Source organism: Microvirga sp. (genome assembly GCF_014699075.1).
In the GTDB taxonomy this organism is placed as follows: Bacteria; Pseudomonadota; Alphaproteobacteria; order Rhizobiales; family Beijerinckiaceae; genus Microvirga.
Genome location: NZ_JACXAB010000005.1, coordinates 1 through 15,559, shown reverse-complemented (window position 1 = coordinate 15,559; position 15,559 = coordinate 1). Strand labels below are relative to the sequence as shown.

Below are 15,559 nucleotides of genomic sequence, written 5' to 3'. Positions count from 1 at the left end.
CGTGATAGTCACCGCCCTACCCGGCTTGCTGGCGTGTCCATCGATAATGGGCATCCGGGGTGCGTTCCTCGTTCCCGGAGCCGTCGGTCAGGTCGACAAGCCTGAAACCATGTTTTTCGTAGAACCGGCGCGCCTGCCCATTCGCCTGGAAGGTCCAAAGATTCAGCTCCTCCGCATCCTCCCGAACAGCCGTCAGAAGAGCCAATCCCACTCCCCGGCCATGCCATATCGGGTCGACATAGAGGTGATCGAGCCAGTCCTGCTTCGAGACGGCAAATCCGATCAGCCGCCCCTCATCCTCGGCAAGCCAGATCGTGGAGGATGGGAAGACGTGATCCTCGAAGAACGCCAGATCCTGCTGCGGCGTGTGAAGCTCAGGCAGGTACGGGAGGCAGGTTTTGCGCACGTGGCGGTGCAACCGGGCAACCGCCTCCATGTCGGCGCGGGCAGCGTGGCGAAGACCGAAGCTGCGCACTATTCCGCCCAAACTCTTGTGGGCGGGAAAATCACCTCGACCAGCGTTCCCTCGCTCGGTTGGCTGGAGATCTGCAGCGCGCCTTTGTTCGCCTCGACCAGTGCCTTGGTGAGAGGCAGGCCCAGCCCCGTGCCGCCGCGCTTGCGCGAGGTCGCAAGCTGGCGGAAGGGTTCGAGCGCGGCCTCGACCTCCTCGGGTGTCATGCCGATGCCGGTGTCGCGCACCCGGAAGGCCACTTCGCCCCGGTCCGTCATGGCCGTGGAGACGATCACCTGTCCGCCCGCATCGGTAAACTTGATGGCGTTCGACACGAGATTGAGCACGATCTGACGCATGGAGCGCTCATCGGCCACCACCGGCGGCAGCTTGGGCGCGAAGCTCATGCGCATGACGATGCGGTCGCGCGCGGCCTGCGGCTGAAGCAGGGCGACGCAGCTGGAGACCAGATCGTTCAGGCCTACACCCGTAAAGGAGAGTTCCAGGCGGCCTGCTTCGATCTTCGCAAGATCCAGGAGATCGTTCACGAGGCTGATCACATGGGAGCCGGAGGCGTGGACGTCCTTGAGGTATTCCTTGTAGCGGTCGTTGCCGATCGGGCCGAAGCGCTCTTCGAGCATGACTTCGGCAAACCCGAGGATGGCATTCAAAGGCGTGCGGATCTCATGGCTGATCTTGGCCAGAAGATCGGATTTCTGGGCGCTTGCCTCCTCGGCGGCATGCTTGGCGCCGATCAGCTCGCCTTCGGTCTTCTTGAAGGCCGTGATGTCGCGCAACACAGCGCAGAACCGGCGCTCCGGACCGTCGCCAAGGCGGCCCATGGTCATGAAGAGCGGGATGGACCCGCCCTGGCGTTCCCGACCGAGCACCTCGCGCCCGTCGTTGAGCAAACTGCCGACACCCGGCGAGCGCAGGCGCTCAAGGTAATCCAGGGCAACGATGTGGCTCTCGGGCGCCAGCAGCACCGTGATGGCATCGCCCGCGACAGCCCGCTCGTCATAGCCGAAGAGCGCCTCGGCCGAGCGATTGAGGGACAGGATGCGCCCCGTCTCGTCGAGCACGATCACGCCGTCGGTTGCCGTGTCGAGGATCGCTTCCAGCTCGTGGACGCGGCTGTCCGCCGCCGGGGGCTGAGCATTCGCATTGGAGGCCCTGCGGATCACCAGAAGATCCGCCTCCCTGCCCTCCCACTCAGCCGACGAGGCGCGTACCTTAACGGCGATGTTCTCATCACTGCGGGCGGTCAGGGCAAGGGCCGTATCCTCCTCGTCCGAATTTCCGAGAGCAGGCGATCCGCGGAACAGGTGCACGAGACCGCCATCGGCTCGGATCTGCTCGATCGTCTCATAGCCGGTGAGATCGAGCAGGAAGCGGTTGGCGAAGAGGATGCGCTCCCCACGATGGATCAGGATGCCGATCGGCAACCGGTCGAGGATGGGATCCCCGCTGGCTGGAGCGTCAGCCGGCCCGGAGGGAGCATCTCTCTCGGTGGCCGGTGCGGTCTCGTCAGGCTGATCCGCGACCTTCTCCTGAGATGAAGCGTCCTCCAACCGGGCGCCCAGCGCCCGCGCAATTTCGCGAAAGGCATTTCGCTCGGCGTCGGAAAGGGTCGATCCCGGAGGTGGCCTGTCGACGAGCTTGCGCTGGGGCGCTGGTTCCGGAGCCGCGGTGCTGGAGAGAGCTTCCGCGACCTGCTCCCGAAGATTGGTGAACCAGTTTTCCTCGTCGGACGCATCGTTTTCCGGCTCCTGCGAGGGCATCTCCTCCGGGGGACGGAACGGGAAGGTGTCGTCCGGGACGAGGCTTTGGGCGATCAGATCGGCCCGATTGCTTCCCTCATCCTCCACCGGCTTCTCGATGGCTTCCCGCTCGCGCGCGGCATCCATGCGCAACAGACCGAAGCCCCGGAACCCGATCAGCGCCCGATCCGAACTGAACACGGGCATGCCAGCCCAATCCACAGGCACCTGCAAAGGAGCGTTATCGATATTCCAGAAGACGGTTCGTCCGCTCCAAGTATCGCGACGGGCAAACAGGTCTGCAACGGCACCGTCCGAATCCTCAACGACCGAACGGCACACCTCATCCCAGGTCCGCCCGATGATATCAGCCGCAACAGGTCCAACAGTTTGGGCGAGCTCCGGCGAGACTTCGGTGAAGCGGGTCTGCGCATCCGCCTGCCAGACGAAGCGGATCGTGCCGCGGGTCTGGCCTGCTCCAGGAGCCGGATCACCCAGGATTTCAGAGATCTGCTGCTGAGGTCGTGAATTCCCGTCGGCAGCTTGAAGAGCACGGGAGCGCGCGACCCTGCTTGTCGATCCTGTGAATGCCGTCACCAGCACGGCTTCGCCGTTCTCCAAGGCTGCCAAGCGGCAGGCACAGGCAACCGGAAGCCAAGGGCGAGCCGGGTCGAGCCTCAGACGCTCCACCCGGACGTTCTCACTGGGAGCAAGGCCGCCGGCGAGAGCCTTGATGCGCTCCCGGGTGCGCAGATCGCGTGTTACCCGCTCGAAGCCCTCGGTGAAGGCACCCCTCAATCTCTCAGTGTCTGGGAATGTCCAGAGCAGCCTCTCCCCTGCTCGGTCCCAGATGAACACGATCGCGCCCGGCTCGGCGAGCAGGCCAAGAGCCGGCTCTGCGGCAAGCCGCGCCATCAGATGTTCAAAGGGGTCGGGACCACCCGTCATCAACGGTCCTTGCAAAGGTTGTCAGAGGAATTCTTCTGGCTGAGCTTTAGACTAATATCTGCAGTCAAGCATGCAAGGCGGAACCCTTGAATCCGTTTACTTTGAGGTAACCTTAATAACGCGAGGCACAAAGCAGTTGATTTTGCAGCGCACAATGTGATATTGCACTGCACAAATGCCTTACAACAAGGAGCATGTCATGGCAGCGAACCAGCCCCAAGGTTACGAGATTCCCCCGGAGATGCGCGATTTCGCCGAGAAGAGCGTCGAGCAGGCCCGCAAGGCGATCGACGGCTTCATGAGCGCGGCTCAGAAGACGGCCGATACCTTCGAAGGCTCGGCCGCTACGGTCCAAACCAGCGCCCGCGATGCCGCTCGCAAGACCTTCACGTACACCGAGCAGAACCTGAACGCAGCCTTCGACCTCGCCCAGAGGATGGTTCGCGCCAAGGACATGCAGGAGGCCATGCAGATCCAGGCCGAGTTCGTGCGCAGCCAGTTCGAGGCGATGCAGACTCAGATGAAGGAATTCGGCTCCATGGCTCAGTCGGCCATGAAGCAGCCGGGCTCCAAGAAGTAAGACAACCCTCCAACAGCCCCGCGAGGACCTCACGATGGCGGAAGCGAAGAAGCCCCGAGCCAAGAGAGCGACGAAGGCCGCCAGCCCTGAGCTGAAAGCCGATCTCATCGAGCTGGCGGCCGCTCCCGCCGTCACGGCCCTGGAGGCGGTCACAGTTGCAAAGCCTGCGACGCAGCCGAAGGCGCCCGAGGTAAAGCCCGTTGCACCTGAGGCTCTCTTCTCCTCGGCGAAGAAGCAGGGCGATGCGTTCCGCCAAGCCGTCGGCGAGGCGGTCACCGCATCCGCCAAAGGTGCCCTGGAGGTCAACGGCAAGATCATCGACGCCCTGACCAGCCAGAGCAGCGCGGCTCTCGACCTCTGGCGTTCGGCGATCAACCCCGCTCCCCTCCCCGAGGCCCTCAAGGCGCAGAGCCAGGCGACACGCCAGGTCTACGAGGCGGCCTCCGCCCAGTGGAAGGATATCGCAGAGTCAACGGCGCTCTGGTTCACCAAGAGCCTGGAGCCCCTGCACTCGGCCTTCCAGCGGCCGGGGCGTTAAGCCCGCTATCCGTCCGCATCATGATACGCTAAGGCTCGGCCACATCGGCCGAGCCTTTTTTCATGTCTTCATCACCGATTCCAGCCGTTATCGCCGTCGTCATCCATGAGGATCGGACCCTGCTGGTCCGCCGGGCCAATCCGCCCGATGCCGGCTTATGGGGCTTCCCAGGTGGGAAGATCGAATTCGGCGAGACGGTCCGGGCGGCAGCCATCCGGGAGTTGCTGGAGGAGACTGGCGTCCATGCGGAAGCGCAGGACGTCATCACCACGCTCGACATCCTCGTGCCGGATCCGTCCGGCGCGACTCAGCAGCATTACATCCTGATCGCCGTCCGCTGCCGCTGGATCTCCGGAGATCCTGTCGCGGGTGACGATGCGCTCGAGGCCGGCTGGTTTCCGATGACAGACCTAAAGCACGGCAAGCTTGCCATGAGCGTCGATGTGGACACGATTGCCCGGCGTGCTCAGGCCCTCGCGTCGAACCACCTTGAGTGATTTGCGCCAGTCGAACCAACAACCCTTCGCGGTAAGAAAAAGGCCTCACCTTGTGAGGATGAGGCCAAGTTGTTGTCTCTTAACTTGAGGCTGGAAGGCCTAACGTCACCGGCAGATTTGCACATAATCGCCGGATGATCTCAACCCGCCCAGCCGCATCATGGTTGATGAAGAGTAAACATTCATAAATCATCAATCATGCTGCAAACAGTTACACCCAAACATATTGCAACATTCTCTCATATTCTTCTATGACCTCACGGACAGGCAATTCATGCCTAGCGATTTCTAGCTCACAAGTACGGAATACAATCATGCGTAAATCTGCTCTTGGACTGCTCGCTGCCACAGCGGCTCTCGGCCTTGCGGTTTCGAACGCTCAGGCGGCGGATCTTCCGTCCCGCTACTCTCCCGCCGCTTCCTACAATGCGATCCCGGTCTTCACCTGGACCGGCTTCTATGCGGGCCTGAATGCAGGCTATGGCTGGAACATGGGCGACAGCCGCTTCTACGACCCGACCTTCGGCAGCATTCCCGGCCGCCGGCACGGCGGCTTCGTAGGTGGCGCACAAGGCGGCTACAATTATCAGTTCGGCATGTTCGTAGGCGGCGTGGAGACGGATCTCCAATATGCCGCTGTCGGCAACAAGGGCGCGTCCTACGGCACGACCTACTATCCGGGTGACTCGGATGGCTTCTTCGGCACCATCCGGGCCCGCGCCGGCGTGGCCCTTGACCGCGCCCTCGTCTACGGCACAGCAGGCTTCGCCTATGGCGATGTGGGCGGCAACAGGGGCGTCGATCCGGTCCTCGGACATCATTCCGGCGACGAGATCAATTGGGGCTGGACCATCGGCGGCGGCGTCGAATACGCGATCACCAACAACTTCACCGCCAAGGTCGAAGGCCTCTACGTGGATATCGACACGAAGGACAATTTCGATCGCGGCGGCCGCGTCAATGTCGAGCGCGATGCGGAGTTCGGCGTGCTGCGTGCAGGCGTGAACTACAAGTTCAACTGATCGCCTAAACCTTCCCCCAAATACGAAGGCCCGGTGCTGTCACCGGGCCTTTTCGTTTTGCCGCTGGTCGGCACCTGCATCAGGGGTCGTTGACGGCCTGAGGCGCTTGGAGAGGCTCGGTCTCGCTTCGCTTGAGGGCAAGCAGCCGCCTGGCGGCGGTCCCACCCGGATCCGATGAGTAGAGCCTGTCATTGAGCACTTCGATCTGCCAGCGCTGCAGCTCAAGCAATGCTTTCAGAGACCTCACCCGAATCTGGAGATCAAGAGCATCCTTCAAGGGATCCGGGGCGTCGCCTGTCATGGAACCATGACTGCCAATATTGCGATGAATCATGTCTGAACGCGCAAGAGAATGAACGTCAATCGGTGAGGTCTGCCACGAACAGGCCCGGCAGGTGAGCCATACGCAAAACAATACTGGTCACGATCCCTAAAAGGGCTCGTGCATCGACAATCCTGAGAACTCTGCTTGATGGATGTAAGTTTCTTACAATTCCTGGGGGCTGGCAAGTCTCAACGAGTGCATTCCATGCGGCCTAAGCACCAAGCTGGGCGCTTTTGAGGCCGCAGCGCTTGTCTGACCGGAACCTGAGGTGAAGTTCGGCAGCTCCACCGGCAGAGCTTGTAAAGAGAATGACCCATGCCAGACACTCGCCATGAAACAGAAGCGGACAAAATTCTCTCGGCCTTGAGCCTCACCGCCCCTGACGAGCAAACCCTGCTGCAGGGTCGGCGTCTTCTGGCCGAGGCCCTGGAGCAGGCAGAGCGGCGCGGACGCCAGATCCTTGGAAACCAGAAGGAATCGAGCGGCTAAAGCTTCGCCAAGAACATGACAATCAGCCTTTAAGCGCCAGGATTCAGCCTCTGCTAACGGCGGCCCGGTAGGATCCATCAGAACCGGCGGACACCCCCTGCGACATCAGCGGCGAGGAACGGCCTCATGCTGCGGCACGTTGCTTCCCTGTGCGATAGAGCACAGCGGGCAAAGCTCGGATGTGATGATCTTCCGGGCGTTGGAGAATAGGTTGATGCGCTCCTTTCTGATGGTAATCTTGGCCGGCGCCTTTAGCACGGCAGCAATCGGTGGCGCTCAGGCCCAATCCGCCGACACCCGCATTGCATCCATGCCCTTCGGCGAATGCCTCTCCATCATCAGCGAAGCGGCGCAGGAGATGGACGAGGAGCCTGTCAAGCTCGTCAATACGAGCGATGTTGTGACAGCCCGCATCCAGGCCTCGGACGGCTTCGTCACCGTCTCGTGCGACCGCAGCGCCAGCAAAATTACACTCACCAAGAGTCCTGTTCCGGAAGCCGCCGGCATGACGGCAGCGCGCTGATCACAGCTGCCACGACTCGCTCACAAGATGGCGCACTAGAGCATGCTCTTCTGCGCCATTTCGAACGGACCCCAGTTCTCAAGAGCACAAACCCCCTTTGGTCCCCAAGCATCGTGCGGGACCTGATACCTTCCTTGAATACAGCGAACATGCGGTGCAGCCAAAGTTGGTGGCCAGCACAACGAACCTCTGCATCGCGCAGTCTTCCTCTGTCTATCATGAGACCTGTCGTATTCAGGTCATGGTTTGCTGTTGAGGTAAGACCGTGGCGAAAGAGTTGCGGGGTCTTCCATAGAGAGCCGGGAACTTGGCGTGATGCTCGATGATTCAAGCATTAACGCGTAAGCCAAGAGCGTTTGAGTTTATCCATTTCCCTCCCACGATTATGAGGCACGACAATGCCAGCGAAACATTTCAGCCAGACGCCGCCTGATAAGGCCAACGACCTTTTTGAAAAGATCTTGGCGACCTCGGACACCGCGACGAAAACACGTGAGCGCCTCTTCGCGGATTTGAAGGACGAACTGGAGCTTCTCGCCAGCCTGCAGGAGCAGCATCTCTTCCCTATCCTGCAGAGGCACGGGATGGAGGAACTGCTCAGCGCTTCCATCAGCGATAACGCGGAGACCGCCTCGCTGCTGGGTGAGCTCGAACGCATGCAAAAGAGCAGCGGCGAATTCCTCGGCAAGGTCGCCGAGCTCCGCAAGGCGTTCCAGCGGCACATCCGAGATGACAGGAAACAGCTTCTCCCGGCCGTTCTGGAAGTGCTCAGCGACGAGGAGGCTCAAGCGGTCGCAGAGCAGGTCGAGGACGAACTGGCGAACCTCAGCGACGCGAAGCAAGTCGAAGGACGCAATTCCGCCGGCATGAGCCCTGCAATCCGTGGCAGCCTCGATGGCGTGGACGATGTTGTTCGTATGGGAACAGACAGCGCCCATGCGGTCGCCACCAGCGTCCAGGATCTCTCGCAGGAGTGCCTGCGTATGAGCCAGAAGCGGCTCCACACGAACCTCGATGGATGGACCAAGCTCGCCCAGTGCCGGTCGCTTCAGGACCTCACCAGGACCCAGGTCTCGCTTATGCAGGACAATCTTGAGCTGACACTCCAGAACAGCTTCCGTCTGGCCGGTCTGGCCGCGCAGCTCGCAGAAAAAACAGCATGGTACGGCAATGCGGGAAGGGGGACCTCTTCGGTGGCGTCTCTCCCGAATCCCGCTGAACGAACCCTCGCCTAAGCCAAGATAGGGTACCGACCAAGCGAGAAACGGCACCGGACCATATGGTCCGGTGCCGTTCTGCCTGTTTCAATGCCAATCATTGAGCTGTTTCGTACGGCATTGGCAGCCTACCATCAATGGACAGCCAACTTGCGCGGCCTATATGTGAAGCATCACTGACGAGGCGCATTCATGCCTGAAACCGACCAGCAGAGTAACGAGGAAATGGACGAGCTTGACATCGCAAGCCGCGTCAATTTCCGGGACTATCCGAGTTCCGGTCTGGTCGTGATCGCCGCCATCAGCTCGGGACTGGGCTGGATGCTGTACAAGTGGCTCGGCCGGAAGCGCAAGGCGCACACCGATGCCCCGATCGTGCCGGCCCAAACAGACGTTCCGTCGACTTCAGCGGACTTGCCCGCCGATACGAAACCCGAGCGCTGACATTACAGCTCCTGGACGTGCTGCAGCGCACCGCCGCCTGATGAGCCTTGGCTTACCTTTGGGAATTAGCAGGAGGTTCTCATGGCTCACGGTGCTGTTTCATTCGTCCTTGGCATCATCGCTCCTCTGGCTCTGGTGAGTTGGCTGCTCGTACTGCACTGAAGCGGCAACGATCAGCCTTACCAAACGACAGCACAAACCTGAGCGAGATCCTTCGGCAGACATATCCAAGAATTCGGCGCCATATCTTCCGGTACGTAATCAACCATTTACCTTTCAGGCGCAGCCTTCATGAGTGCCTGATTGGCACGGTCCTCCCTCCCGGTCGCAACAGCGGCCCTCCTTGAGCGCCATGTGAGAAGGCGCTCTTTCTTTGCACGGCTATGGACAGGGTGAGTTGAATAGGGCTGCTCCGTCAGGAAAATACAGGACCATCCAGGCATCCTGGAATCTTATGCCTTCTGAAACGTCACCGGAGCACGCTCCCGATACTGTTACGCTTGGGAAGGCACAGAATAAAAACGCAACCCTTGCCACGATGTTGCCTTATTCGACCATCAAAACGGTTCCAACGGACGAACAGAGACGATTTCTGAAATCCGCAGTATTATGAGCACCACAAGAAGTGCTCACCTCGATCAATAGTTGCCTAGTGTTTTATCTCTGCGTAATCGCAGCAAGTTCTTCATAGAACTGCATAAACTATTATTCAGAAGCCTCGAAAAGAGGCTCGCTTAATTTTGGGGCAGATAATATGACTTTGAATCCTTCGGTCGCTCCCGGCGGCAACTTTGACTTGTCCAATTGGAAGATCACCCTTCCTGTGGATGCCAATGGCGGCATCAGCGGCACTGCCGTGGAAGTGCAGAACCTTTCCACCTACCAGAACTCCAAGTACTTCTACACGGGTGCCGACGGCGCCATGACCTTCGTGGCGGCAGTCGACGGCGCCACCACCAGCGGCTCCTCCTATGCCCGTTCCGAGCTGCGCGAGATGAACGGCACAGCGAAGGCCGCATGGAACCTCAACACCGGCGGCTTCATGAGCGCCACGCTCGAGGTTGATGCCGCTCCCATCCGCGAGGGCATGGGCGGCCGCATCATCGTCGGCCAGATCCACGGCCAGGACGACGAGCTGGTCCGGCTCTACTGGGAAAACGGCAAGCTCTACTTCGCTAACGATCACGCCGGCTCCAGCAACAGCGAGACGAAGTTCTACTTCGTGAATGCGTCCGGCCAGCAGCCGAGCGTGTCGCTGGACGAGCGCTTCTCCTACACGATCAATGCCAAGGGCAGCACGCTCGAGGTGACGATCTTTGCCGATGGACAGGTCTACAAGTCGGTCAGCACCATCAACAGCGCGTGGCAGTCGGATACCTTCTACTTCAAGGCTGGCGCCTATCTCGGTGCGAACGAGACCAATGGCACGGGCTACGGCCAGACCTCCTTCTACGCTCTGAACTTCAACCACAACGGCACGGTGACCACGCCGACGCAGCCGACGCCCACTCCGACGCCGACGCCGACGCCTACTCCCGACCTGAAGGATGATGCGGTCACGGCATCGGACGATCGCTACGCGGCAGTGGAAGATAAGGCTTTGACCGTCAGCGCATCCCAGGGCGTTCTGGTCAACGACACCGCCGCCGACGGCGGCAAGGTAGCCGTTGCCGGCACGTTCGCCACCGCTCAGGGCGGCAGCGTGACGATCGGCGCCGATGGCTCCTTCGTCTACACCCCGAAGGCCGACTTCTTCGGCTCGGACAGCTTCAGCTACACCGCCAAGGACGCGGATGGCGACACCGATACCGGCACCGTCACTCTCGCCGTTGCCGATGTAGCGGAGACGAGCACACCCACCACCCCGACGACGCCCGCCACCTCGCGGCCTGTCACGACGAAGACGATGCTCGGCACGAGCAGCGCGAACAGCCTGACGGGCACGTCCGGCAACGATCTGATCGACGGCAAAGGCGGCGACGACAAGATCTGGGCCAAGAACGGCAGCGATGTGCTGATCGGCGGCACGGGCAAGGACACGTTTACCTTCGATACCACGCCGAGCAGCAATAACGTGGACGTGATCGTCGATTTCAATGTGGCCGACGACACGATCCGCCTCAACGACTCGGCCTTCACCAAGCTCAAGTGGGGCAACCTGGCGGCCAGCAGCTTCGTGGTTGGCACCAAGGCATTGGATTCCGACGATCGCATCGTCTACGACACCAACACCGGTGCCCTGTCTTACGATGCGGACGGCTCGGGCTCGGTGGCATCCATCAAGTTTGCCCAGATCGAGAATCTCGCCAAGCTCACGGCGGCGGATTTCCTCGTCATCTAAAGGCAGCACTCCCTATCAGCTGTGACGCGGCCCCGGGCAACCGGGGCCGCTTCTTTTTGCGCATCGTACAACATCCTGCGTCGGGCCGATCGGACGACCCAGACTGAAAAGAGCAGCCGTCCGCGCCAGTTATCCACCGGGTGCCGACCTCAAGGCGCTCGTCGTATAGATCGCCAAGGCTATCCAGATCAGGCCAAAGGCGATGGCATCCACCCGGCCAAAGGCCTCCCCATAAACAAAGACGCCAAGAGCCAGCTGCCCGGAAGGCGCCAAGTACTGCAGGAGGCCGATGGTGGAAAGCTTCAATCGTTGCGCCCCAGCGGCGAACCAGATCAGCGGCGCTGCCGTGCTGAACCCCGTGAGCACGAGAAGCACATCGAGACCGACATGTCCTTGGAACGCCGCAGCGCTGCCATCGGAGAAAGTCACGGCCAGATAGCCCAGCGCCAGGGGCGTGAGAAGAAGAGACTCGATGCAGAACCCGACGAGCGGAGGCACCGGCACGATCTTTCTGACCAACCCGTAGAAGCCGAAGCTGCATGCGAGGGCCAGCGCGACCCACGGCATCTCGCCTGAGGACAGGCCGAGGACGAGAACGCCCACCCCGGCGAGCAGACAGGCTGCCACTTGCGCAGGATGAAGCCGCTCCCGGAGGAAGAGCACACCCAGCACGACGTTCAGAAGGGGGTTGATGAAGTAGCCGAGGCTTGTCTGCACCAAATGCCCGGAATTCACGGCCCAGATGTAGATCAGCCAGTTGATCGCAACCAAGCCTGCCGAAACCCCGAGCAGGAGCAGGTGCCGCCTGGAAGAAGCGGCCTCGACGAGCTTTCTCCACTGCCTGAAGGCAAAGATCAGCCCGAGCGCAAACAGGCTCGCCCACGCGATGCGGTGAGCAAGGATCTGAAGCGGCGGTATCGACGAAAGGAGCTTGAAGTGCAGCGGCACCACCAAGCCCCACATGAAGAACGCCGCGAGCGCATAGAGAACGCCAATCCTCGTCCGACCTATGTCGGAGGTCTCATGTTCCGGTGCCATTGCCATCAACCTGCTGGAGAGTATGAACGCAGCAACCCGCGACGGTCCCCGTTGAGGGTCGTAGTCCAAATCCCAAAAACGGTATAGCGGCCAGTGAGCCAGGTCCGCTCAAGAGCAGGCAACAATGAGCCGCTATGCCTTCGGAAGGCACATCAGACTGGATTTTTGGGGAGCAATGCCTCGAACCTGCGAGGGCCAAAATGTTAAATTTTGAAGTGGTACAGCCGCCCCGGCTCGAACGGGGGACCCCCAGATCCACAATCCTGTGCTCCTCGTGCTCACAAGGGATTGGGAAGCATCATTAGCACTTGCAAAACCTTGAATTCAGGCGATACCTTCAGTTCAATAGAGTCGGAAGCAATCACGATGGATTGGGAAGTTGCTTCCCATGTGCTTCCCAAAGGGTCAAGGGTGCGCCTTACCAAACCAAATATCGCAAAGCTGGAGCTACCGCCCGGTAAGAGCGAAGCCATATTCTTCGACGACGCCCTGCCCGGCTTTGGTCTCCGGATAAGGGCAGGTGGCAAGCGGGTCTGGATTGCCCAATATCGCGTGGGCAAACAGCAGCGCCGCGTCACCATCGGCTCGGTTGGAACCCTGAGCGCGGATAAGGCAAGGGAAGAAGCCCGCAACATCCTAGCCAAGGTACATCTTGGCGGCGACCCGCAAACCGAGAAAGTCGAGAACCGCGCCCGGGCATCCATCACCTTGGGAACTGTCGCCAAGCGGTATCTGGAGGAGTACGCCCAACCGAACCTCAAGACACGGAGCTATGAGGAGGTGGAACGGCACCTGACACGTCATTGGTCCCTTCTCAGGGATCTACCCATCCACAAAATCCATCGAGCGACAGTAGCCGGGCGTCTTGCCGAGATAGCCAGAGAGAACGGCCCCTTTGCTTCAAACCGAGCCCGCGCCTCTCTCTCTGCCCTATTTTCTTGGGCTATGGGCGAGGGATTGGCGGACCTCAACCCCGTGACTGGCACCAACAAGGCAACAGAGGAAATTTCACGGGATCACGTTATCAGTGCCCCAGAGTTGGCGGCTATATGGAATGCCTGCCGGGATGATGACTATGGGCGAATAGTCCGTCTCTTGATCCTTACAGGCCAACGTCGTGATGAAGTGGGCTCTATGGACTCAGCGGAGATTGATCTCACGGCAAAGTCATGGACGATCCCAAAGGCCCGAACCAAGAATGGCCTCTCCCATACTGTTCCCCTAAGTGATATCGCGCTTGAAATTCTAGAGAACGCATCTTGCCGCAACGGCCGCTCTCTTATCTTTGGGGAAGGTGAAGGCGGGTTCCAGGGCTGGAGCAAGGCCAAGGCCGCTTTAGATGCACGTATAAGGAACGCCGGAGAGAGCGTCCGCCCATGGCGTCTTCACGATATTCGGCGGACGGTCGCAACTAGTATGGCTGGGCTTGGCGTCCTACCCCACGTTATTGAAGCGGTACTCAACCATATATCAGGACACAAGTCGGGCGTTGCTGGCATCTATAATCGCGCAACCTATGCCCGGGAGAAGCGTGAAGCCTTGGAAGCGTGGGCGGCGCACATCGTCCGATTAGTCGGAGCGAAGCAGTGACGAATGAAGAAAATGATGAAGTTTTGCTTCGCACTGGCAATGAGGAATTCGATCATTACGAAATAGAAGCTCTCCTCAACACTCTAACACGCCTCCGCGAGAGCACTGACCCCCGCCTAGGCGATCAATCAGCAGCCGGTAAAGAGGCGAAAGCCCGAATAGCCCTTATAATCGTAGGCCGCTTAGTACGCGCAGTTGCTGGATGGGCGATAGACCATGAGGTAGGAAAAGCTCTTGAGGGCCGCACATTTGTGGGACCTGGAACGCCTAGAGCCAAGAAAATCCCAGGATATTTGGAGATGCTGTCAGCCGTAGAGGATCATAGGCACGAGAGAAGGGGTGCCAGCGTTAGAGTTGGGTATGACACTGCCTCTGTAAATCTCGATGCTGCGACGTTGCGGCTGATACTGCTAAACTTAACTCAACCCAATCCTGGGAGCATCCCAGAGTTCCTCCGGTCATCACTAGAGGAAGCCCTTGAGGCTTTACAGCATGGTGACTCTCACCCACTCTTCACGCCCCAGAAGACTGGCCGCAAAGTCAGTTTTAAGGAGCGGCAACTCCAGTTGCGAGCTATCGGCTTTGTTTATTACCGCACTGGACTGGGCTTAAAAAAATATGCCGCCATCAGGCAAGTAGCCGACGCTTACGGCGTCAGTGAAGAGACGATTAGATCATGGGAAAAGCGGCTGCGGGATGAACTTGGACCGGTTGAGGTTGAACTGGCAATTTCTGAGGCGAGACAGGCAGCCTCACGAGAAGAGATGGCAAAGGCACCAAAGGTAGCACTTAAGCCTGAACTCCCAGGCGCTAAGTCTGTCACCGTGATAAAATGGCGTGAACAGCGTTATGGGGCGCAAGCTCTCCGCGAGGCGTCGCAAGCATTCAAGGCCGCCCAACGTGAACGTGGTGCAGAAGGCTAGTGTCTGCGCACCTATAATTCGGTGCGTATGCACCAGAATATTCACCGCGACACTTAAAGCCTCTTATAGCCATTAATGCCTTCGTTGAAGTCCGCAACAGAGTGGTTTTGACGAAAGGAAGAGAATGACTAGCAAACTCGCGGCCCTGCCATCGGATATTTCCAGACATCGCGTCTTAAACACTGCTGAAGCCGCTGCCTTTTGCAGGTTCAGCATTTCCCATTGGCGGCGGCTCTATCGTGCCAACGAGGTCCCTCCCCCTCTCAAGCTGAGCACCCGCAAGCTTGGATGGCGAGTTGGGGACCTTGTGGATTGGATTGCCCAACGTCCTGAGCGTACAGCAGCCTAGGCATATTCCATAACCCAGAGGTGAGTCTGTCGCTGAAAGAAAACCCCGTCACGGGGTCCGCGCGGGGCTCAAGGATTTTCCAATGTTCAAGCCTAATAACATGCGCCGCCCCCGGCGCAAAGCTCCCTCGTGCTTGCCTGACCTATTCGACTGGCAGCGTAGGCAAGAGCTTCTGAGGTGGCTCGGTTTGTTTGAACAGCGTTTTCGGCTGGATAAGTGGTGCGTCTGCCGGGGTTAGGCCGCCGCGAGCTGCGGCAGCGGATTAAAATAAGCCTGATCGGGTGTCTTGCGGTCAAGGGATGAATGAGGCCTCTGGCCATTGTAAAAGGTCAGATAGCGGCCAATCGAGATGCGGGCCTCGGACACGCTGTCGTAGGCCCTCAGATACACCTCCTCGTATTTGATGCTGCGCCAGAGCCGCTCGACAAAGACGTTGTCGCGCCAGGCGCCCTTGCCATCCATGCTGATCGCGATCTCGTTCTTGCGCAGCACACTGGTGAAGTTGTGGCTGGTGAACTGGCTGC

16 protein-coding genes are annotated in these 15,559 nt (G+C 59.8%); 11 read left to right on the top strand and 5 right to left on the bottom strand.

All coding sequences use genetic code 11. The features are described 5' to 3' along the window. Window positions 1-16 precede the first annotated feature (16 nt). Complete coding sequence (locus tag IC232_RS09710; protein ID WP_210335309.1) at window positions 17-475, bottom strand: GNAT family N-acetyltransferase; 459 nt, start codon at window positions 473-475, stop codon at window positions 17-19. Next, window positions 475-3,159 (bottom strand): PAS domain-containing sensor histidine kinase, encoded by a 2,685-nt coding sequence (locus IC232_RS09705; RefSeq protein ID WP_190844726.1) that lies wholly within the window; start codon window positions 3,157-3,159, stop codon window positions 475-477. The genes IC232_RS09710 and IC232_RS09705 overlap by 1 nt, the downstream gene beginning before the upstream one ends. A 199-nt stretch (window positions 3,160-3,358) precedes the next feature. Between IC232_RS09705 and IC232_RS09700 the strand changes: the two genes are divergently transcribed. The 4 genes from IC232_RS09700 (at window position 3,359) to IC232_RS09685 (ending at window position 5,796) form a co-directional block, all read left to right on the top strand. Then, the gene (locus IC232_RS09700; RefSeq protein ID WP_203270206.1) at window positions 3,359-3,739 is read left to right on the top strand and encodes a phasin; all 381 of its coding nucleotides are present in this window, start codon (window positions 3,359-3,361) and stop codon (window positions 3,737-3,739) included. A 34-nt stretch (window positions 3,740-3,773) separates the two neighbouring features. Further along, on the top strand, window positions 3,774-4,277 hold the full coding sequence (locus IC232_RS09695; protein WP_190844725.1) for a phasin family protein: 504 nt from the start codon (window positions 3,774-3,776) through the stop codon (window positions 4,275-4,277). Between the two features lie 62 nt (window positions 4,278-4,339). Then, the gene (locus IC232_RS09690; protein ID WP_190844724.1) at window positions 4,340-4,774 is read left to right on the top strand and encodes an NUDIX hydrolase; all 435 of its coding nucleotides are present in this window, start codon (window positions 4,340-4,342) and stop codon (window positions 4,772-4,774) included. A 314-nt stretch (window positions 4,775-5,088) separates the two neighbouring features. Beyond that, window positions 5,089-5,796 carry an outer membrane protein gene (locus IC232_RS09685; protein ID WP_190844723.1) on the top strand — a complete coding sequence of 236 codons (708 nt, stop codon included), beginning with the start codon at window positions 5,089-5,091 and terminating at the stop codon, window positions 5,794-5,796. Window positions 5,797-5,875: 79 nt separating this feature from the next. Here IC232_RS09685 and IC232_RS09680 read toward each other — a convergent pair whose 3' ends face one another. Beyond that, on the bottom strand, window positions 5,876-6,097 hold the full coding sequence (locus IC232_RS09680) for a hypothetical protein (protein ID WP_190844722.1): 222 nt from the start codon (window positions 6,095-6,097) through the stop codon (window positions 5,876-5,878). Window positions 6,098-6,436: 339 nt separating this feature from the next. Here IC232_RS09680 and IC232_RS09675 point away from each other — a divergent pair, with 339 nt between their 5' ends. From IC232_RS09675 to IC232_RS09655, 5 genes are all read left to right on the top strand, one after another. Further along, entirely contained in the window at window positions 6,437-6,610 is a 174-nt protein-coding gene (locus IC232_RS09675) for a hypothetical protein (RefSeq protein ID WP_190844721.1), read from the top strand. A gap of 214 nt (window positions 6,611-6,824) precedes the next feature. Next, window positions 6,825-7,133, top strand: a complete 309-nt coding sequence (locus tag IC232_RS09670; protein WP_190844720.1) for a hypothetical protein — start codon at window positions 6,825-6,827, stop codon at window positions 7,131-7,133. 398 nt (window positions 7,134-7,531) lie between these two features. Beyond that, window positions 7,532-8,368 (top strand): phasin family protein, encoded by an 837-nt coding sequence (locus tag IC232_RS09665; protein ID WP_190844719.1) that lies wholly within the window; start codon window positions 7,532-7,534, stop codon window positions 8,366-8,368. A 174-nt stretch (window positions 8,369-8,542) separates the two neighbouring features. Further along, window positions 8,543-8,794, top strand: a complete 252-nt coding sequence (locus IC232_RS09660; protein ID WP_190844718.1) for a hypothetical protein — start codon at window positions 8,543-8,545, stop codon at window positions 8,792-8,794. Window positions 8,795-9,548: 754 nt separating this feature from the next. Then, complete coding sequence (locus IC232_RS09655; protein ID WP_190844717.1) at window positions 9,549-11,135, top strand: polysaccharide lyase family 7 protein; 1,587 nt, start codon at window positions 9,549-9,551, stop codon at window positions 11,133-11,135. A 129-nt stretch (window positions 11,136-11,264) separates the two neighbouring features. On the opposite strand, the gene rarD is transcribed toward IC232_RS09655, so the two are convergent. Beyond that, window positions 11,265-12,173, bottom strand: a complete 909-nt coding sequence (gene rarD / locus IC232_RS09650; RefSeq protein WP_190844716.1) for an EamA family transporter RarD — start codon at window positions 12,171-12,173, stop codon at window positions 11,265-11,267. Between the two features lie 366 nt (window positions 12,174-12,539). On the opposite strand from rarD, the gene IC232_RS09645 reads away from it, so the two are divergent. Together IC232_RS09645 and IC232_RS09640 are read left to right on the top strand one after the other, a co-directional pair. Continuing rightward, window positions 12,540-13,763 (top strand): tyrosine-type recombinase/integrase, encoded by a 1,224-nt coding sequence (locus IC232_RS09645; protein WP_210335308.1) that lies wholly within the window; start codon window positions 12,540-12,542, stop codon window positions 13,761-13,763. Further along, window positions 13,760-14,686: a hypothetical protein gene (locus tag IC232_RS09640; RefSeq protein ID WP_190844715.1), complete on the top strand. Its 927-nt coding sequence runs from the start codon at window positions 13,760-13,762 to the stop codon at window positions 14,684-14,686. Before IC232_RS09645 ends, IC232_RS09640 begins: the two co-directional genes overlap by 4 nt. A 583-nt stretch (window positions 14,687-15,269) precedes the next feature. Here the strand turns inward: IC232_RS09640 and IC232_RS09635 are convergent. Next, window positions 15,270-15,559 (bottom strand): integrase core domain-containing protein (locus IC232_RS09635; protein ID WP_190844714.1); only part of this gene is annotated, 290 nt, incomplete at its 5' end.